Raw genomic sequence first — 18078 nt, forward strand, 5'->3', positions numbered from 1 at the left:
CTTTCTGATATCAAAATATAATAAGAATTCGATTTTTATTTTCTTTGGTTTTTAGTAAACTTGTAAATAAAGAAAAATATTGCAACTAGAAGAAGTGCTCCGACTATGGGAGTTAAAATATTTACCATTCTTAATACTCACCTCCTCACAACCTCTATTAGTTATGTCCAGTCTGATAAAGTCCTTTTCCGGCTGTTATATATATCCACATTTTCGTAGAACCGCCGAAAGCTGTACTATAGTTAATTGTATAACGAGCTTCGGCTGGTGTCGTCACAGAATTAGTACTTCTTAATATTTGTAATGAATCAGAAGTGAACGATAAAGGTGGTGAAATTAAGAACCATTCATCATAGACTCTTGTTATAGTATCAGTAATACCCGTACCCTTTTTAATATCTGCGTAGAAATGATAATTGGTCAGAACAGAATACCAGTATACTTTAATTTTATTAGTACCAGTGCTCAAAGTTCCTCTAGTTCCTATTTCCGGATGATATAAACCATCTGGAGTAAATTCGACAAATTCCATACCCATTGTTCCAACATACTCGCCATTCTCATCATAGATTTTTTCTTCTACGGTTTCCGGATTTTCTGCATCCATAGTGAGCTTAGTCGTAGCGAATGCTTTTTTCATTGCTTCAAAATCTTCTTGCTCAGAAACTTCATTTGCGCTGGTAGTTTGAGTAATACCCAAAACTAGCAACGAGAAAAGAATTGTTGTAACAAACTTCTTCAAAAAAAAACCTCCCAAAATATAATTAAATTACCTTACACCCCCATATTAACCCATATTTTCTCAATGTATATTTTTCCATCCATTGCAATTAGTCAGTTATTTCCAGTTCCTTCGAACATTTATTTATTTACTGCAATTGTATACTTAACCGCTAACCCCAGTACGTCTGCATCTGTGAGTGTGTTATTAGCCAACTTGTCAGCCCACGATGAATGAGCTCCCTCCTTCACAGCTGCAGCTACGATGATTTGACGGTGCGCTTTGCTTGCTAACGATGTTTCGGTTTCCAATTTCAATGCCGGGCTTGAAAACTTCAATTCCTCATCCTCCTTTGGTGATGCGGGTGTCCCCGCCACTTTTAATTTCAACTTGAAGTACTCAGCTAGGCCATCCGCGATAGCCTCACCTTGCACTTTCAGTTTCGCATCATTTCTTAATGCATCGATGTCTATTGTCGAGTCCATGAAGCCCCCTTCTGTTAAAATAGCAGGCATATTGGATACTCGTGTCATGTGGTTATTTTTGGATTTCACTCCTCTATCACGTAACCCCATTGCTTGTACAATGCGTGGCTGAATAATTGCCGCGTTATCTTTCGATGCTTTACTTGCAATAATCTCCTGCACAAGCGTTTCAACACCCCCGTGACTACCCCACTTACCATCAAAAGCATTGTGGTGAATAGAAACGAGCGCATCAGCTTTCCATGCGTTTGCCTTATTGGTACGCGTCGTAAGGGGTACATCTGTGTTACCGGTCGGGTCATCCAGTCTGAGGATCTGTACGTCCTGGTATTTGTTTAGTTTAGCTGCACAAGCCAATAACACTTTGTTATTAAATGACCATTCCCGTTCACCATCTGGTGTGCGTTTGCCCGCAGTGTTGATACCGTGTCCGGCGCCTAATGCGATTTTAACCATTATTTCTCCTCCCCCTTCGCAAATTCGGTACTTTTAGAACCCAACTCATACAATCCTGTTGCTGATAATCCTGCAAGTCCTCCTGCCCACAATCTCATTACAACTTCCAAATCAGTAAACGGCCATGCAATAAAGCCAATTAAAAGGCCCACCACAAAAGCGGTGAGCGGAAGAAGATTATTTTTAATCGGTGATGTCCGTTTGATTAATTCCACCATTGCCAGAATGATTGGTGCCAAGATTACCGCGAAAATCAATACGTCTGTCATCCTTTTTCCTCCTTGTAAATAATTTTCTCCATACGGTCCATACGCCCTTCGATTGTAAATAGCGTCCGTTGAACAGAATCCAACGTTCTTGTGACTCGTTTGAACGCTCCAAATGATCCATCAGCTTATCCTCGCGTTTTACCGTGGTCTTCCACAGTGCCCGGATTACTCCTGCAGCAAGAATAATACAAAGAATCGCCCAAACAGCTTGCGATTTCGTGTAATTGATCCATTTAGTACCTCCTTATTTTTGAGTAAAGAAAAAGAACGCCCATCAAGGAGCGTTCAATTTTAGATATAAAAAATAACGCCTAAGCGTTTTATGATGTAAATGTTTATAATTAAATTCGCTAAGCCAAGTAGGTATGAAACATAATCAACAGAAAAGAGATGGTAACTTTAATTTTCATATCAACACATCCTATTTATAGAGTATTGGTACAATTAAAGATTAACACGCTATTATTAAGCCACCTTTAATTGAACGTGAATTTTCTGTAAACATTCTCACTGCTGCGAATTATGTTCCTATTGCATAAATAAAAAGAACGCCCTGGTGTGGACGTTCAAGAAATCATTATTTTTCAACTAGATTATGCATCTACATATTTACTTAATAGACTTTCGCGTGTTTGGTTATCTTCCTTATAATCAGACGCGTATTTGTCTATCATTATCTTTAAATACCCAAAACCCTCCATAGCTGTTTCAAAATGACCATCTCTGACTAAGTGTTCGAAGAATGCGTTCTTTTCTTCTTTGGTTCTCATATTGATTTTCAATAACCCTTTATCGGGTCTATAAATAATCAGCTCAGATTCTTCGTCATCAAATCCTAGAATCGGCCCCCGGCTAGACCTGTAATTAATGGATGGATGCGTAAAAATTAACCGCTTCTCCTTGTACCATTCAATTATTGTTTTGGATTCCTCAAACCGTTGTAATAGTAACTGCTCCTGTTTTTCTTGAAGCTCCGTATTACGTTGTGAAAGTTCCATATAACTTTCATGTTTTAAATCTAAATCTTCAATCGACATTATGAATCCCTCCCTCTCATTCCACAATTCGACAATGGGAGGAGGGAATCCTTCATTTCACTTACGACGCATTATGGTCCGGATGCGACATTAAAAAGCCAATAAATCAATGTTGACTTTATCTCTTTTTATTAAGCTAAAGCATCTGTTAGTTGAATAAGAAAGAAGAGCTATCTTAGCAGTCCCATAATCTTTCACTAATACACCACCCATTAGCATAATAAGGATAATTCAATTAATAATAATAGTAGTCTTTTTGTTATATTCAATTTCAAATTCAATAATGCTCTCTATTATTAAGTTTAAAATATTACTTAGTATTTCATCATTTAAATTTTCTAGGTCATTAATTTCTATTTGCGTTTCTTCTCCCACAATTATGATTTCTGAATCCCAATAATCATAATTGTGTACAATATTATTTCTTATTCTTCTTAAAGTGTCTACCCTAGATATTAATTCAGTTAGATCAACTCTTAAGTAATTAGATAATCTTAATATCTTTTGTTTTAAATTTTTTAATTTTATATTTTTTCCAATAGTAATATCAATAATATTATCAAAAAACTTCTCTACCTCCGAGTAACATAATGTAATAAACGTCATTTTTTGAAACTCTAAAAAATATTTTTCAATGCCATATAATTCGTCTTTTATGGTCATAGTCATTTCCTCTTCTGTAAATGTCAACTCTCCAAGATCCTCATCCTTAAAGGTTCTATGTTTTTGGTTTTGGATCTTATTTTCAAAATCTTTAAGTTCTTTTTTTTTATCTTTAATATAATCTTCATAATTATTTTGAGAACAATTATAAAACTTAATCAAACTCTCAATTCTATCATATAAAATTAAAAATTCTATTTGTCCAGAAATTGAATCAATTGAACCATCAATTTCTGTATTACTAAGCGTAATCATATATTTCCCCCCCATTGTAAAAGCTCTTATATTTTACCTTGTATATGAACTACATACACTTTAAATTCTTATTTTATGGATATAACTCTAAACGGGAAAGGATAGTGAAAGAAGAATTTTCACAGGATTAAAGTAAAACTAATAAGAACAACATTTATTATCATAGTACCATAATCACACATTTATGAGGCATTAAAAAAACACCTCATAAAGGTGCTTGGTGCTACACATAATGGTCCATTAGTGAAGCCACAAAATGGAAATGGCGGTGTGACGTTCTTGATGTATTAATTAATCTAATACTTTTTCGACATCAAAAATACCTTTATCCAGTTCGCCTTCTTTTATTTCTGTTTTATTGTATTCCATATTACAGTACTTTGACTTCTCATTAAATTCCTTAACAACCATAGTGACTATTTGATATATAAACTCCAACTCTTTTTTTTGAAACTTCTCCAGTTGCTTTTCAGGAAAACTTTCATTTTGGTAATGCTCATGAATATATCTATATCCAACCGCCAATTTCAATAAATCTGGTGATGCAAATTCTTTTTTCTCTAAAATAAAACCTACTAAACCAATTTTATTAAACTTAGTGATCGCATTCACAACAATCTCTTCGCTCTCTTCAAGAATCTCTCTCGAAAATAGATCTTGCTTATTTTTTTTAAGAGTTCTTACTATTTCTATGAAAGGAACTTCTTTTAGAGATTTAAACTCGTCAATCTGATGAAAGTTTCTTAAAAACTCAGATTGAATAATTATTGCGTAGATTTCAAAATACAATTCCTTTAATTGATTGTAGGAATGATCCCTTCTAAATTTTTTGGTATCAACCATAAAGTCGAATTTGTTTTGTAACAATTTAAAGACCAGATTAACTAATAACGTTAAAATAATGGTGAAGAAAGCTAAGCCTAAACTATCAGATAAATTCATACTATCCCCTCTTCCTCTTGATATTACATCTACCATACTACATAAAAGAAAAGGAGTCCTTCTATTTACTCATTTCAGACATAATAAAAAACGCTAGCTTAAGCTGCGTCTTTGTCTGCATCTAATAATGTTTGTACATCCGCACCCCATAACTCCGGCACGTCATCAATTGTATATCCATCATTTCGTTGTATTTTCCGATAATAAATTTTAGCCATTATACAGCACCTCCGGCAATCATATCGGCAATTTCTATAAGAGCATCTTGTAGTTCAGCAACTTGATTCCTAAGTACATCCACTTCTGTCGGAGGCATGTCCTCTAAATCTGTGAGTGAGTTTGTTTCAAAATTCGTATAGGCGCCTGGACGCACCTTGTCTTGCTTAGTCCAATTTCCACCTGCCATTATCCCTTGACCTCCTTTTTATTCCAATCCATAACTAGCTTCGCAACTTCATCCTGCGTGTAGGTTTTATCCTCTTTCAGCAAAACTTGTAACAAGTTGCGGCTGTTATTATTTGCTTCAGCTTCTATAAAAGCCGTTTTACTGAACTTGCTTTTTTCATTTTTTGAACTCAACCGTCACACCTCCAAGTGTTTGCATCTTCGTACCATCCACGACCTCGCGTAACAACGCTTGAACAGTGAATGTGATAACTAGCACATCATCCGAAACAACACCCTCGATCTCGTGCACATGGTGCTTATCTGCGATGTAGCGGAATTCCGTTTGGAACAATTCAAAGACATCGTCACATTCACTTCTAATGTCTTTAGTAGACGGAAAATACGTTACGTTGATCGAGTACGTTCTCTTTACTGATTTAGCTAACTGTAGTTCTTGATGGTTGTTAAAAATAAGCACCAAAAAAGCAGGAGTTACAAGCCCCTGCCTTACCGGTTCGTCATATACTTTTACATTTCCAGAGACTTCTTTAATTTGCCGGATTATGAGAGACTTCAAGTTATTGACCAAAGATTCTCTTCATCTCCTTCTCGACTTCCTTTTTCCACATACGCGGTGCGATACGTTCCATTTCGTCTTTTGTGAGTTTCAACATAAATTTACCTTCAACCCATCCGAGCGTTACGCCGCCAACAACGATACGATGGCCCGACTCAACAAAACTCGCATAGTTTAACTGATTGTAAATAAGTATCGTGTAAGTATCGCCCTTTTTAACGATGTGGTATTTCCAGTTGTTACGTAAATCGCCAGTGTCAACAGGCGTCATCTCCTTAACCTTTCGGATAGCCAATTGAGCAACACGTTTAGCGACTTTTAAATGAATGACATGAGACATCTTGTTCAACTCAATTAAGTTTTGCTTCATTATTTTCATTTCGCTGAATTCGAAACCCATTACGCATACCCCTTCCGAAGAAGAAGGACTTCCTGGTGTGACACGTAAATGAATGGCTCTTTAGCAGATTCATATTTCACGCCATCTACTATAACTACATCCCCTGCCAGCACTTTGAAATCGCTCGAAAGGAATAACTTCACATCATATTGAATAACGTTCGCATCGCCCTGTACGGCATTGTTAAGCGTCGAGGATGATAAGCGACAAGACACCTCGGAATGAACTGCTTCCCACCTCATGCCATCTGCACCGTTAGGCTTTTCATACTCCACATGACGCTTAATCTCAGCAGTCTTGTCATACATGAATTCAACAGCTGCAGTCGCCTTCGCCATAATGTTACGGATGTTCATGCTACCACCTCAGCTTCCGAAACTTGTTCAGCTGTTTCGAATAATCGAAGAGTAGCTTTTCAGTAGCTCTTTCACGCGACTCCACTTTTGCCGAACCAAACGTCACTTGGACGTCCCCCTCTTTGATTGCCGAAACAGACGACTGTGCCTCTGGATCATTCTTGCGGTTTTCACCCGTAATCATATCGACTACCATGTTCGCATGAGTGAAAGCAAGTTCAGATGGGATGTCAGTTCGATTGCAATATGTTTTAATTGCTTGCGCAACTTCTTCAATAAACATATCTATTAGTGCTATTGGTGGCTCGGCAGGGAGAAGCTTAACCTTTACAATATCGATTACTTCCACCGTTACTCCTCCTTACTCTTCGCCTTCGGACGCTTCACTGCGATTTGTTCAAAATCACTATCAATCACACCTGATTCCATTAATGCATTACAAACATCTTCCGGAACTGTTGCTGATTCACCTTTACGGTATCGGTCAGTACTGAGTTTGACGTTACGGTTGAACGTCACTTTGAATTCTGACACAAATTTACCTCCTTCAATAAAAATAGAGAGGAACAAGTCCCCTCTTAGTTCACTTTTGCTATGAATATATTATCGATTGTTTCAAAGCTTGGTAGTACGATTTCAGAAACGATTGTTTCGACGTTTACCGGGTGTGGTTCTTTGATTGTTGTAATCGCCACACCGGTATTGACAATACGAACATCAGCCGACGTACTGCCAGTCATCAAATCAGATTCTTCCGGAGTTGTTCCGTAGTACGTATTTCCGAGTGATCCATCCGGGAATAGTGTGAAGTGATCATCTGGGTAGAAGTTATGAAGTGATCCATCCTCTGCCCGATACTTTTTATTGTAAACCGCAATCGATAAACCTAGCTGAGTCTGTAGATATTGTTTCAGCATCGCGTCAGTCATGATGATGTTCTGCCCGCCAAGTGGATTCATATCGAGACGAATACTCTTATGAGCTAACAAGTAACCGAACGTCTTCCGCGTCATAACGGCATTGGTAGGACGGCTCCCGGTGTTCTCTTCAACTTCATCCTGCCACCTCATAATGTCCTGAATTGGAGTTGAAGCCGGATCACTCCACTTACCGTCTGCGAGAAGCGTTTCTTTATGGTCATCTTTCATTTTGTAATCATAATCAAGAGGGACACGGTTAGCGTTAATGGATATCTTGCCTTTTGAGAGCAATTGCATAATCATTCGTTCAGGTTGAACTTCTGCACCTTTAACCAAGTTCGTTACGTCATCATAGATATTGTTAATGATTGACTTGTACGCTTCCGACAGATTAGTCGCAAGCAACCGATTCAGTTCTTGACGGTCTTTCTCACCGATGCGCATCGCTTCACGGAAGAATGGCATCTCCGTTTGAACTTTGCTGAATCCGATACGGTCACGAAGTGTGGCCTTTGTATCAAATTCAGAAGGAGTAAGCGCAACAAGCAAACCGTTCGCCCCTTTAATCCAACTCAGGTCTAAACCGAGTTGCTTTTTAGCAGGGAACAATGTAGCTCCGAAATAGGGTACTTTGTTTGATGGGTTATTCTCGAAATATGTTCCAATTTCTTTCGCGTTTACTAAATCAAAAATAGTTGGCATTAATATTCATCCTCTCTTATTTCAAAAATGTAACTTGTTTAAGTGCCGCTACTTCTTCCGCGGTTGGTGCTTCAGGAATTTTATCGAGTGCAATAAATCCGTGAATTAATAATGCGCCAGGTGCTGGACCGTATGTCACATCAGTATCGTTGAACAGCACACCCTCCGCATTAGACACATCAGCAGTAGTTGTAGCTTTAATCGCATCTTTCGTGTCATCTGCAAGTACACCACCCCCGAGGATAGTTCCTGCAGGCACAATTTTCTTACTGTCTACATTAGCAACAATACCTGCGTCACTAACTGTCACGGCGAGGTTTACATAGTGATCCGGAAACTTTAAAATACCTTTTTTATTGCCGAAAGTTGTTTCAACAAATTTACTCATGTATGATTTCCTCCTTATTCAAAGTAAGATTTACGTGCATCTTCGAGACCTTCGTTACTTTTCGCTAGACCTTCAGCCATTTGTTTACCATAATCGCCCGCTTTAGGTTCGGTATTAATTTGTTGTTTACCATCCATAGGAGTAAATCCTTTGAATACTGGCTTGCCTTCAGAATCTTGGGCAAACAAATAGCCATCCGACTCCGATAGGGTTTTCAACTGCTCATCAAGACCGAGCAGCTTTTCCCCATCAAGTTTGATGGCTTCCGTATTGAGTAGTGCTTTTACCGCTTTCGGGTTCTTTACCTTGGCATCCGTTAATGCACGTTCAAGTGCAAATTCATATGACTGTTTCTGAATCTTGCTTTCATAGTCGGCTTTCGAGGTAACATTTTCACCTTGGAGCCTAGTAATTTCAGCTTGCAGTCCTTCTGCATCCACTTTTTTTAAATCTTCTAGTTGCTTATCACGAGCTGCCAAATCAATATCGAGTTGCTTTTTAGCATCGTTGATATCATCGAAGCGAGATTTCGGAATCATTGTCCCGATGCCTGCCACGACTTTATCTGCTTGTTCCTCAGTTAAACCTAGTGCGATTAATTGTTCTTTATTCAATTCAGTCATCCTTTCAAATTACGTTTTTTTACGAGGGTATCGACCTCGGATTTGTCTTTTGATTTAACGTCTTAAATACCAAACAGACGAATGGTTGCATAACAGAACAACAAACCGAGATTTGCGAGATCACCGTGCCTTTCTCGAATTTGACTTCTTGAAACGCAAGTTCACCACCGCCTTTATTTTTTCCGCTTCCGATAAGCCTTCATCAATTGCTCATACTTTTCTTCATTGTTATACTTCAAGTTTTGGAATGCTACAAGACTCTTAGGTGCACCCTCAACTTTTGCAGATTGATATTTCTTCATCTGCTCAAAATCACCAAAACGATTTTGAATCATCTTTTCTTTATTTTCATTTGACTCACTGCCAGTTACATTCTTGCCATACCATTCCTGATATATCTGTGAATCAACCATGACATCCAATGACTGGCGTTGTTCTCCGTCCGTGTATTCTGATTCATCAAACCACGGAATCGTTGTAGAACGACATCTGACGTGGAATGGAGGGGCATTCGTTCCTGGCTTAAAGTCTTTTGTTTTGTATCGCTTGCCGTCCTGTTCCCTACAAATTTCAGACGTTCGTAAATCAAGTGTGGAAAGAATCTCATATTCATCGATATCCGCATCATCGTAGCTGTCTTTTGATGCTTGGTTGTTGAAGAAATTAGCCTCAGTTCTAACTAAAGCTTCAACACGCGAACGAGTAACGTCTGTAGCATCCATGATTGATTTCGAAGTCTGTTGAATCGAACGACCGGATACAAAGCTTCTTTCCATCTCTTTACGAATGGTTTGAAGTGCACCCGATTGATGGTCCCAAATACGGTCAGAGAACTCTTTTCCGCTCCAATTGTAGGAGAGAACTTCTTTCATTCGGTCGTCGGTCAGTCCGACAATGCTGATATCATTTCCACCCTTTGCAATGTCGTATAGCGATTTGTGATATGAGTTTTGATAAACTTCAGCAAGACCGGTGTTCGCATACTCTTGTAACCCATTCTTTCCACCATACAGCTCCATCATAGTAATCTCGATGTGCGCGTTAACAGCTTCCAGTCGGGATATTCGCGAACGATAGCTTATCGAATTCAAAAGTTTGTCGTATTCAGGATTACCATCCAATGACATTTCACGGAACCGTTTTAAATCAATGTTCTTGAAATCTTTCATTTCCTTTGCCGTCAGATACCTTTTCGCGTCTTGAATTGATACTTTGTTGTCGACAGCATAACGGCCATAAAAGGATTCGATTTCTTTTAGAATCTCACGCTGTGATTCACGTAGCTTTACATCCATTTGGGCAAGATATTTGTCAGCAATGACCTGTGATTCTATTTCACGTTGAGCAGAACGGCCTTCCCAATACTTCTTGCTTGGTTTAGCCATCTACCTTCACTTCTTTCAGTGGGAAAGCATTCGCATATTCTTTTTCAATTTCTTTCTGCAATTTCGCTTCTTGCACTTTTAAACGTTTCTCAACCTCTTCGTTATACCAAGGGTGATTTTCGCGAATTGTTTGATCATCAAGAATGCCAAATGATTTTGAAGCATTATCAATTGCCTCTGTTTCAGCAATGATGATGTCGCGATTAAAGATGACATTGATTTTTTCTTCCGTGAAATCTCCTTGACCTGTTACAAATAGATGGTGATTAATGAACCACATCATGTGCTCGAAACTTGACTGGAACTCGGCTTCTAGTATGTTGCAATCCATATCCAAATCTGAATAACGGAAACGTAACGCCACACCTGAAGCATCTCCAAGACCAACCTCTCTAGTGTCAACACCTCGACCGAACTCATAGATGGAATTCCTGTTACGATCAATTTCTTTCTCTACTGCATCGGTTTCAATATCCGCCTGCAACTTATCGACATCGCCGTTTTCATCTGTTTTAACTACCATGAACTCATGCAAGTCAGAAAGGAATTCAGCCAAATCGACCCCACCATAATTAATAAGCTTGTAGATGAATTTGGGAATATCAGCCAATAAATCCGCATTGGTTGACGCCTGTGTATTGTAGTTGTCTACGAGCGACTTAATGCTATCAATCAAAGGTTGTTCTTCTTCGTTGTACTTGAAATGGATAAGTGGAGTCTTCTCCCACACATACGGTTCGTCGTCGATTAGGAAGTGGTAGTTTTTCTCGATACCTCCCGGAACATCCGGAATAAGTTTACCGCTTTCAAAAACGAAGTACTTAACGCCTTGTGAATGGTAGTATTCCACTTTCTTTTTTGTTACCTTTTTCTTATCCTCGTAGGCTGTCACTTCATAAACGCGAGTAAATGATAGAATCTCCATATGCTCATTGTCAGCCCAATTAGGGATAATCTGCTCAGACGGAAATTTCTTGAATGAAAGATCTCCTTCTTCATTGAAAAATGGATGAAGATACGCAATCCCCTTATTGATCGCTTCTTTACCGACGTTTTTAATCTTTTTCAGCAGACCCCGGTCAAATGTTTCTGTCATCAGAACGCGATAAGGTATATTCTCTGTCCCGAATGTAGGCTCTTTCGACAACAGGTATCCGATCTTCTGGTCAACAAGCTTTTTGGCGAAGCCGTGTGCCAACTTAGTGTTCGATTTCCACGCAATCTTTTGTTTTTTCAGCTGGATATCCGTTTTGTTCAAATAGTAGAGTTCGCCTGTAACCATGTTCTTACGGCGTTCGCTTTTTTCCCATTCTTGAATCTCCTGCACCAATATCTCAAGGTCTGTAGTGACGTCTTCAATCATGTCTTTTATCACCTCATTCATTCGTTCGTGCCAAGGTGCACGGTAAAGGTCCTCAATTAGCATATAGTCACCTCATTTCAATACAGACACTGCACCACCTTTTAAGTCAGACACCTCATATCCATCCAACCCGTACCAGATGGCGCTGAACGTATGGGGATCGATCTTAAAGTCATCCGGGATGATGTTTCCGTTCTTGTCTTCCTTGTAAGTTAAATATTTCAGTTCCCTCAGGACGTCCGGGCAGTCAGATGAACAAATGATTTTCTTGAACCGCTTGACCTTCTTTGTGTTGGCCAAACGAGAGCCGCTGAATTTCTTCGCGCCCTTTATCCGGAATCCTTGCTGCTTAAAGTATTGAATTGTTTTCGGCTCAGCACTATCAGCAAGAATTAACTCTTTGGATGTCCTAAACTCATCTAATTCAACAACCGTGCGATCATCCGTCATATGGTTCTTGTAATACTGCCAATAGATATAAAGGTATTTATTTTTATGGTCCACAGCCATTCGAACAACCGCGTTATATGAATCTTCGAACCCAAAGTCCATCCCTACGCGCTCAATTGGTTTACGTATAGAGTTAACAGCACTCATTACAGCTTCGTGTGACCACTCTTCAAACTGCGGTAGAACACGTTTACCATTAATGCCAAAACGACCTTCCCGAGCAATACGGTGAAGATCTGGATCATATTCTTTCATTTCTTCCAGTTGTTCAATGTAACTGGCAGGAAGGAATAGATTATCGTCAGCAGTCGAATGATGGTAGTAAGTTCCGTTCACGATAATTGTCCGCTTTTCGTATAACTCTTGGTCATCCAATACTAATCGTTTGTTTCGGTCATCCTTGAAGAAGTGCAGGAACGTCCAGTTATCCTCACCAACAGGGTTTGTCGAAAGAATCATATAGAAGCCTTAGGGACGGGTGTCGCAACCGTCCTAGCAACTCCTTGAAACCCTCATACTTAATCTCTGAACACTCTTCCAACCAAATGAGTGACACGTTGTGAATCGACTTTAGCTTTTGTGGTTTATCCATCCCTTTGAATATGATCTTGCTGCCATTCGGGAATCGGATTTGCATTGGCGACGACATACAACGTATTTTATGGTCTAATTCCAACTCATTTATGATTTCTTCAAGTAGAGAGAACGTTGAATCTCGATGGGTGTCATAGACTTCACGAACTACTAAGGCTGTGCGCTTCTCACTTAATAGTTTAAGGATTAGCTTCAGAGCAACGTGGTAACTCTTCGATGAACCATAGCCGCCAACCAAGAACTGAAACTTCTGATTCCAGTCAAACAAAAAATCCTCGAAATGAGGATTCACTTCTTTTTGTATCGCAACCATTAACGCTCACCCTTTCGACTAATCATGATTTCGATTGGGCCATAGTCATTGTTGCCACTTAGTTTCTCGATTTCAGCTTTCGTTCTAGTGATATCGGCTTTCAACTTCTCTTCCTGCAATCGCTTCTTATCGTTGTCAGATAGTACGTCCGTGTATTTAGCAAGCATTTCTAATGCCTTCATTTTGTCTGCAAGTTTTATCTTCGGGCCATTCTCAGTATTACTAATCTCACTCACTATTGAAGTATCAACTTCACCAAATGGATTAAGCGATATTAGAAAGCCGTCATTTGAACGCACATAATCGCCTATGTCAGCAAAAGCGATATCAATATACTTCTGCAGGACGTCATCAGCGCTTATCTTCTTCTCACTTAGTGCTTCGTTGCGCATCCTGTCAATCTCTTTGGAAACCTTAGCATTTCTTAACAACCTGCTACCACTTGCCATTGCCGCCACATAGTCACACTCATAAACCTTCTGATAAGCCTTAGTCGCATTGAAATACTTAATGTAGTAAATACAAAAAAGCCTCTGCTTATCGGTTAAATCATCCGACTCTACAATGGCTTCTTTCGGTTGCATCCTTTTCGAAATGGATGCATCCTTTTTCTTTTTGGTTGCACCCTTAACAGATGGACTTCTTACCCAAGCTTCACGACTCTTTCTACTCTTCAACGTCCCGAGTTTCGCATCATGCTTTTCAGCTAATGCAGCAAGCGTTATTTTTGTTGTTTCCCATTCTTTTTGTATTAACTCCCAATTAGGCACATCACATCACCACTCATCCTCCTTACGCTAATTGCATTTCACAAAAATGAAAAAGAGCATTTTATGTGCTCTCCCCGTTTTTAATACCTTCCAAAAGTCTTTCCGCTTCACCCCCATACTCTTCTAGAATTGCATCCATTTTTCCGTTAAGCAAGGTACTTTTCTCTCTAACAATATTATTTAGTTCCTCCATTACGACTTCGTGACTTTCAATGATTTTATCATTAGATTGCCTTACGCTTTCTATTTTTTCATACATTTCAATAAGCGTACCTTCGATATCTATTTTCTCTTTTAAGATATCGAACTTTTTAAAGTGAATACTTTTAGCGACCAAAACACCTAGAAGTTTAATAATCTGAAGTCTAGTATCTGAATTTTCATCCAGTTTTTGATTGATAAAAATCGATACTTCTTCATAATTCCTTTCTAAATACTCCAATCTCTCCATGTCTTCCGATTTGCCAGACCCTCCGAGTTTTCGGAACTCCACCTTCACCCTAAATCCTTTATCATGGTACTCAGCAAATCTAATTATCAATCCAAAGTACGTTCTGAATAAGTCCTGAATTTCAATTATCACTTCTAGTGCCTCTTCATTCTTCTTCAATAGATACGTCAAACTAATTCTGTTTCTTTCTTTAATATCATTTAATTCAGCAGCGCGTTTAATGGCTACCCTTTGTTCTTCGATTTGTTCTAAGTGTTGTTTATTTTGATTTTCAATCATTTGGGTATGCTGTTTATTTTGATTACTAATTAGGAATTGAGTAGTCAAAACTACTGCTATTAAACCAACGATTCCTCCTAAATACCCTCCCCAATAACTTAGCCACCCATCCGTTCCCCCTGGAGCAAAGTTGAACATCCCGATGTTCATGATTGATGCCAGAAGTCCAGGTACTATCACAATAATTATAAAACCACTTAGGATAAACACCCAAAAAGGGATGCTAGCTTGATTCTTTATATCTTTCATCTCTCCACCCCCAACTGACAATATATCAGAAAGGTGAGCAATCTCCAAAATATCACACGTATGTATCCGGGCCGTTAATAAGGATTACGCCGCTCGCTCGTACCCCCATCATGTTAGCTGGATTTTATTACATAGAAAAAGCACCCCGAAAGATGCCGAAATGTTATCCGTGATTAATAAAAGATTGTATTACCTTTGCGACTTCAGTACTATGCGCTTCTACAACAAACCATTCCGCTTTTCTTTCTTTATTCGCTAATTCAATGGCTTCCTTTTCGCTGTTGGCAAGCACGATACATTCCTCTATTTGCTCCCGTTCAATATCACGCGTAGTGACCTCAAGAACATAAATCTTCATAGTTTTCCCTCCCTAACTTACAATGTATAAGTATACCAAAGACTAACCCTCGTATGTATCGGGGCTTACGGAGGGGTCTGATCGCTCGAACGCCCCCTTTTTCTTTATACCCTCAAAACCACACACCCCAACTCCCCGACCTGCCTTTAAGTATAACAATGTGATTGAACGCTCGTCATTTCTCCGACGTATCCGACATATGCGACATTTTCCGAATGACTGTATCTTTTATTCTTCCAATATGACGGTCCGAGAACCCCATATGCATCCCAATCCACCGCAAACTTTTCCCCTCAAGCAACCAATGCAACACCTCAATTTCCCTATCAACCGTAATCAAATGAATTTTATCCTGCACCATCTTTATTTTCTGCTCATAATCACTAATCTTCTTCCACCGCTTTTCCCTTCTTGAAAACTCTTGATAAATAGGATCGCTATGACCGCCAGCTGCTTTCGGCATAGCTGCCTCTAATCCGTATTGAGCTGTAAAGTTACCGCCAACCTCATTCAATCCCTCGCGCATGATCTTTACGCTATTAATCATCCAATGATAATCTTTCAATAATTGCTCAATCTGCTTCTCTGTCATAAGCTCCCCGCCCCCTATTTATCGTTTACGAATTGCCCCGTTCACCCGTTTGTAGGTCTGTCGATTACTCCCCATCAGTTCAGCCCAGTCCCTATCAGACAGTTGTTCCGACGACTTCCCCTTTGTCCCGGTATTCTTTTGCTCTACTTCGCCTGTACGAGCATCAGAGAGCCCTTTTCCAACCAACTCTACTTGCAACGATTTCATTTCCCTCACTCCTTTTTGAAATAAAAAAAGAGGACAACAAATGACACAGCGCAATGCTGTAATCAATCGTTGTCCTCCAGTTGGCTGGGGGGACTAAGGTATTTATTAGTCTTGTGTATCCTTATTTAGTAAATGAATATATGGTATCAACGTAGTTAAGAAAGTACCCAATATTAAACTCTTAATTTTTTCTAAGACTTCATCTCGTTCAACAATTTGCTCAATGAATACAGGCAAGAAGCCAGCAAAGACTATTATTACTGTAAAAATAGTTAACATTTTTTTATTATTCGTTTCAGACTTTAGTTTAGCCCATCTATATTTCTGCAGATATTTATAATAAATCCATAATGATTTATTATAAATATATTTGTATAAGTAATATGAAGTAATGAAAAGAATTATAACGCTAATCAATGTAGAATTTGCTAAAAATTCTATTTCGTCTTTATTAAATAAATTCACTAATTTTCCCGCATCTAGAAAAAACCTATCATCATTAAATATTAATACTAAGATATTAATTGCCGCAACCAATGATATAAGAGATATTCCAATCATGAGCGAGGTTATTATGATATGAGCTTCGTTTTTTTCTATACTTCTCAATACTTTCTTATTATAAAAAACTAACATGACTGCTAAGATTTTGAAAGTCCAATGGACAGGAAAAAGAAGTAATATAGTTAGATAAGCTAAGAATATAGAAAAAGAATATAGAAATAGATTGCCAAGTATTATTTTCACCTCAAAAACCCTTCCCCTTCTTCCCTCCGCATCCGCTTAATCTTCCGTTGATGCGTAACAATCCGATATTCCCCATGCCCCGGAAGCTCCCTCACTTTAGCAATACCCTCCGAAATAACTACGACACTGTTCATTACTAGTTCTATCATATCAATATTTGGGGCATTGCACTAATCATTTCATAGTTACTATGAAGGTTCAGATTTTGAAATAAAAAAGAGGACAACAAATGACACAGCGTAATGCTGTAATCAATCGTTGTCCTCTGGTTGGCCAGGGGGACTATTACTTTATTCTTGGTATTTTTTCTAATCCTATATCACATATATTATAGATATCATTAATTATTTCAAATAATTTTTCAAAGTGGAATAAAAGTTGATTCTTTTCCTCTTCCTTGTTTAGTGGCTTTAATTTTTTCTTAATCGTATTATCTAATATATGGTTATGAAGGGAATCAAATAAGTCATCCACCTCATCTCCATCTAAATAAGAAACATTTTTAAGACTTACTTGATGAATAATCAAGTTTCTTCTTAACAGCATCCATTTAAGCCCTTCTATATCTTCTTTTTTTGAGTATTCCCAAACACTCTTCCATGAATCGGATGTTTTGAGTTTTTCATACATTGGTATGATATTAATATGAATCTGCTGTACAGTAGAAAGAAACCCTTCCCTGTCATATTGTCTAATATTAAAAAAAATGAAACTTAATAACTGACCGATTCTATCCCAAGTAGAAGCCATTCTAATATACGCAATTTCAGTTTTTCCCCAAAATTCCTTAGCATATATATCAGTCAAGAAACCTGAAAACTCCCTGTCCTCATAGTAATTACTATAGAAGCTTAACATATGATAAGTTTCCACATTTTTTACTGAAGAAATTACTTTCCTTATAGAATAAACAATTTCGTTCAATAATGATTCAATATAAGTATCGAAAACAGGCTTATCTTCACCTTCCATCTGAATAATAAATTGCGGTGGCGCATCTAATATATCTGATAGTTTTTTAATAACACTATTTAAATTATCTACTTCTACTTTATCTACAAACTTATTATCAGAAAATAATTTAATCTTTTCAATATGATACTTATTCGAATGACTCATAAACTCAAATATCTAATCAA

At 38.2% G+C, this 18078-nt stretch carries 27 protein-coding genes and 1 pseudogene; all 28 read right to left on the minus strand.

Annotated elements, in window-relative coordinates; all coding sequences use genetic code 11:
- Nucleotides 1-157: 157 nt before the first annotated feature.
- The 28 genes and pseudogenes from MKY15_RS19670 to MKY15_RS19805 all read right to left on the minus strand — a co-directional run bounded on the left by MKY15_RS19670 (nt 158) and on the right by MKY15_RS19805 (nt 18058).
- The gene (locus MKY15_RS19670) at nt 158-742 is read right to left on the minus strand and encodes a hypothetical protein (RefSeq protein ID WP_342538321.1); all 585 of its coding nucleotides are present in this window, start codon (nt 740-742) and stop codon (nt 158-160) included.
- A gap of 119 nt (nt 743-861) precedes the next feature.
- Nucleotides 862-1662, minus strand: a complete 801-nt coding sequence (locus tag MKY15_RS19675) for an N-acetylmuramoyl-L-alanine amidase (RefSeq protein WP_342538322.1) — start codon at nt 1660-1662, stop codon at nt 862-864.
- Nucleotides 1662-1931, minus strand: a complete 270-nt coding sequence (locus MKY15_RS19680) for a holin (protein WP_342538323.1) — start codon at nt 1929-1931, stop codon at nt 1662-1664. The genes MKY15_RS19675 and MKY15_RS19680 overlap by 1 nt, the downstream gene beginning before the upstream one ends.
- A 593-nt stretch (nt 1932-2524) precedes the next feature.
- The gene (locus tag MKY15_RS19685) at nt 2525-2968 is read right to left on the minus strand and encodes a hypothetical protein (RefSeq protein WP_342538324.1); all 444 of its coding nucleotides are present in this window, start codon (nt 2966-2968) and stop codon (nt 2525-2527) included.
- A 231-nt stretch (nt 2969-3199) separates the two neighbouring features.
- Nucleotides 3200-3886, minus strand: a complete 687-nt coding sequence (locus MKY15_RS19690) for a hypothetical protein (RefSeq protein WP_342538325.1) — start codon at nt 3884-3886, stop codon at nt 3200-3202.
- A 291-nt stretch (nt 3887-4177) separates the two neighbouring features.
- Nucleotides 4178-4828, minus strand: a complete 651-nt coding sequence (locus MKY15_RS19695; protein ID WP_342538326.1) for a hypothetical protein — start codon at nt 4826-4828, stop codon at nt 4178-4180.
- Between the two features lie 98 nt (nt 4829-4926).
- On the minus strand, nt 4927-5046 hold the full coding sequence (locus MKY15_RS19700; RefSeq protein ID WP_342538327.1) for a CD1375 family protein: 120 nt from the start codon (nt 5044-5046) through the stop codon (nt 4927-4929).
- Entirely contained in the window at nt 5046-5234 is a 189-nt protein-coding gene (locus tag MKY15_RS19705; protein ID WP_342538328.1) for a hypothetical protein, read from the minus strand. Before MKY15_RS19705 ends, MKY15_RS19700 begins: the two co-directional genes overlap by 1 nt.
- On the minus strand, nt 5234-5407 hold the full coding sequence (locus MKY15_RS19710) for a hypothetical protein (RefSeq protein ID WP_342538329.1): 174 nt from the start codon (nt 5405-5407) through the stop codon (nt 5234-5236). Before MKY15_RS19710 ends, MKY15_RS19705 begins: the two co-directional genes overlap by 1 nt.
- Entirely contained in the window at nt 5391-5804 is a 414-nt protein-coding gene (locus MKY15_RS19715; RefSeq protein ID WP_342538330.1) for a DUF6838 family protein, read from the minus strand. The genes MKY15_RS19710 and MKY15_RS19715 overlap by 17 nt, the downstream gene beginning before the upstream one ends.
- A complete protein-coding gene (locus MKY15_RS19720) occupies nt 5794-6192 on the minus strand; it encodes an HK97 gp10 family phage protein (protein ID WP_342538331.1) in 399 nt (132 codons plus the stop codon). Before MKY15_RS19720 ends, MKY15_RS19715 begins: the two co-directional genes overlap by 11 nt.
- Nucleotides 6192-6548: a hypothetical protein gene (locus tag MKY15_RS19725; protein WP_342538332.1), complete on the minus strand. Its 357-nt coding sequence runs from the start codon at nt 6546-6548 to the stop codon at nt 6192-6194. Before MKY15_RS19725 ends, MKY15_RS19720 begins: the two co-directional genes overlap by 1 nt.
- A 1-nt stretch (nt 6549) precedes the next feature.
- Nucleotides 6550-6897, minus strand: coding sequence for a hypothetical protein (locus tag MKY15_RS19730; protein ID WP_342538333.1), 348 nt, complete (start codon nt 6895-6897; stop codon nt 6550-6552).
- Between the two features lie 2 nt (nt 6898-6899).
- Entirely contained in the window at nt 6900-7082 is a 183-nt protein-coding gene (locus MKY15_RS19735) for a hypothetical protein (protein WP_342538334.1), read from the minus strand.
- A 44-nt stretch (nt 7083-7126) separates the two neighbouring features.
- The gene (locus MKY15_RS19740; protein WP_342538335.1) at nt 7127-8170 is read right to left on the minus strand and encodes a major capsid protein; all 1044 of its coding nucleotides are present in this window, start codon (nt 8168-8170) and stop codon (nt 7127-7129) included.
- A gap of 16 nt (nt 8171-8186) precedes the next feature.
- A complete protein-coding gene (locus MKY15_RS19745; RefSeq protein WP_342538336.1) occupies nt 8187-8558 on the minus strand; it encodes a hypothetical protein in 372 nt (123 codons plus the stop codon).
- Between the two features lie 14 nt (nt 8559-8572).
- The gene (locus tag MKY15_RS19750; RefSeq protein ID WP_342538337.1) at nt 8573-9172 is read right to left on the minus strand and encodes a phage scaffolding protein; all 600 of its coding nucleotides are present in this window, start codon (nt 9170-9172) and stop codon (nt 8573-8575) included.
- Between the two features lie 182 nt (nt 9173-9354).
- Nucleotides 9355-10566, minus strand: a complete 1212-nt coding sequence (locus tag MKY15_RS19755; protein ID WP_342538338.1) for a minor capsid protein — start codon at nt 10564-10566, stop codon at nt 9355-9357.
- The gene (locus MKY15_RS19760) at nt 10559-11992 is read right to left on the minus strand and encodes a phage portal protein (protein WP_342538339.1); all 1434 of its coding nucleotides are present in this window, start codon (nt 11990-11992) and stop codon (nt 10559-10561) included. The genes MKY15_RS19755 and MKY15_RS19760 overlap by 8 nt, the downstream gene beginning before the upstream one ends.
- 9 nt (nt 11993-12001) lie before the next feature.
- Nucleotides 12002-13286: pseudogene (locus MKY15_RS19765) on the minus strand (PBSX family phage terminase large subunit).
- Nucleotides 13286-14056, minus strand: coding sequence for a terminase small subunit (locus MKY15_RS19770; protein WP_342538340.1), 771 nt, complete (start codon nt 14054-14056; stop codon nt 13286-13288). The pseudogene MKY15_RS19765 and the gene MKY15_RS19770 overlap by 1 nt, the downstream one beginning before the upstream one ends.
- A 61-nt stretch (nt 14057-14117) precedes the next feature.
- Nucleotides 14118-15035, minus strand: coding sequence for a hypothetical protein (locus MKY15_RS19775; protein WP_342538341.1), 918 nt, complete (start codon nt 15033-15035; stop codon nt 14118-14120).
- 163 nt (nt 15036-15198) lie between these two features.
- The gene (locus MKY15_RS19780) at nt 15199-15393 is read right to left on the minus strand and encodes a hypothetical protein (protein WP_342538342.1); all 195 of its coding nucleotides are present in this window, start codon (nt 15391-15393) and stop codon (nt 15199-15201) included.
- A gap of 175 nt (nt 15394-15568) precedes the next feature.
- Nucleotides 15569-15985, minus strand: coding sequence for a DNA-binding response regulator (locus MKY15_RS19785; protein ID WP_342538343.1), 417 nt, complete (start codon nt 15983-15985; stop codon nt 15569-15571).
- Nucleotides 15986-16003: 18 nt separating this feature from the next.
- Complete coding sequence (locus MKY15_RS19790; protein ID WP_342538344.1) at nt 16004-16192, minus strand: hypothetical protein; 189 nt, start codon at nt 16190-16192, stop codon at nt 16004-16006.
- Between the two features lie 105 nt (nt 16193-16297).
- Nucleotides 16298-16939, minus strand: a complete 642-nt coding sequence (locus tag MKY15_RS19795) for a hypothetical protein (protein ID WP_342538345.1) — start codon at nt 16937-16939, stop codon at nt 16298-16300.
- Entirely contained in the window at nt 16936-17088 is a 153-nt protein-coding gene (locus MKY15_RS19800) for an XtrA/YqaO family protein (protein ID WP_342538346.1), read from the minus strand. The genes MKY15_RS19795 and MKY15_RS19800 overlap by 4 nt, the downstream gene beginning before the upstream one ends.
- 136 nt (nt 17089-17224) lie before the next feature.
- Complete coding sequence (locus MKY15_RS19805; protein ID WP_342538347.1) at nt 17225-18058, minus strand: hypothetical protein; 834 nt, start codon at nt 18056-18058, stop codon at nt 17225-17227.
- Nucleotides 18059-18078: the final 20 nt, after the last annotated feature.

Origin of the sequence: Sporosarcina sp. FSL K6-1540 (assembly GCF_038620285.1) — a bacterium.
GTDB lineage: Bacteria > Bacillota > Bacilli > Bacillales_A > Planococcaceae > Sporosarcina > Sporosarcina psychrophila.

What these genes read in the sequence shown, in the direction of transcription:
- MKY15_RS19675 (WP_342538322.1), bottom strand. Translation starts at nt 1,662, where the DNA reads ATGGTTAAAATCGCATTAGGCGCCGGACACGGTATCAACACTGCGGGC.
- MKY15_RS19680 (WP_342538323.1), bottom strand. Translation starts at nt 1,931, where the DNA reads ATGACAGACGTATTGATTTTCGCGGTAATCTTGGCACCAATCATTCTG.
- MKY15_RS19685 (WP_342538324.1), bottom strand. Translation starts at nt 2,968, where the DNA reads ATGTCGATTGAAGATTTAGATTTAAAACATGAAAGTTATATGGAACTT.
- MKY15_RS19690 (WP_342538325.1), bottom strand. Translation starts at nt 3,886, where the DNA reads ATGATTACGCTTAGTAATACAGAAATTGATGGTTCAATTGATTCAATT.
- MKY15_RS19695 (WP_342538326.1), bottom strand. Translation starts at nt 4,828, where the DNA reads ATGAATTTATCTGATAGTTTAGGCTTAGCTTTCTTCACCATTATTTTA.
- MKY15_RS19700 (WP_342538327.1), bottom strand. Translation starts at nt 5,046, where the DNA reads ATGGCTAAAATTTATTATCGGAAAATACAACGAAATGATGGATATACA.
- MKY15_RS19705 (WP_342538328.1), bottom strand. Translation starts at nt 5,234, where the DNA reads ATGGCAGGTGGAAATTGGACTAAGCAAGACAAGGTGCGTCCAGGCGCC.
- MKY15_RS19720 (WP_342538331.1), bottom strand. Translation starts at nt 6,192, where the DNA reads ATGGGTTTCGAATTCAGCGAAATGAAAATAATGAAGCAAAACTTAATT.
- MKY15_RS19725 (WP_342538332.1), bottom strand. Translation starts at nt 6,548, where the DNA reads ATGAACATCCGTAACATTATGGCGAAGGCGACTGCAGCTGTTGAATTC.
- MKY15_RS19740 (WP_342538335.1), bottom strand. Translation starts at nt 8,170, where the DNA reads ATGCCAACTATTTTTGATTTAGTAAACGCGAAAGAAATTGGAACATAT.
- MKY15_RS19745 (WP_342538336.1), bottom strand. Translation starts at nt 8,558, where the DNA reads ATGAGTAAATTTGTTGAAACAACTTTCGGCAATAAAAAAGGTATTTTA.
- MKY15_RS19755 (WP_342538338.1), bottom strand. Translation starts at nt 10,566, where the DNA reads ATGGCTAAACCAAGCAAGAAGTATTGGGAAGGCCGTTCTGCTCAACGT.
- MKY15_RS19760 (WP_342538339.1), bottom strand. Translation starts at nt 11,992, where the DNA reads ATGCTAATTGAGGACCTTTACCGTGCACCTTGGCACGAACGAATGAAT.
- MKY15_RS19775 (WP_342538341.1), bottom strand. Translation starts at nt 15,035, where the DNA reads ATGAAAGATATAAAGAATCAAGCTAGCATCCCTTTTTGGGTGTTTATC.
- MKY15_RS19780 (WP_342538342.1), bottom strand. Translation starts at nt 15,393, where the DNA reads ATGAAGATTTATGTTCTTGAGGTCACTACGCGTGATATTGAACGGGAG.
- MKY15_RS19785 (WP_342538343.1), bottom strand. Translation starts at nt 15,985, where the DNA reads ATGACAGAGAAGCAGATTGAGCAATTATTGAAAGATTATCATTGGATG.
- MKY15_RS19790 (WP_342538344.1), bottom strand. Translation starts at nt 16,192, where the DNA reads ATGAAATCGTTGCAAGTAGAGTTGGTTGGAAAAGGGCTCTCTGATGCT.
- MKY15_RS19800 (WP_342538346.1), bottom strand. Translation starts at nt 17,088, where the DNA reads ATGATAGAACTAGTAATGAACAGTGTCGTAGTTATTTCGGAGGGTATT.
- MKY15_RS19805 (WP_342538347.1), bottom strand. Translation starts at nt 18,058, where the DNA reads ATGAGTCATTCGAATAAGTATCATATTGAAAAGATTAAATTATTTTCT.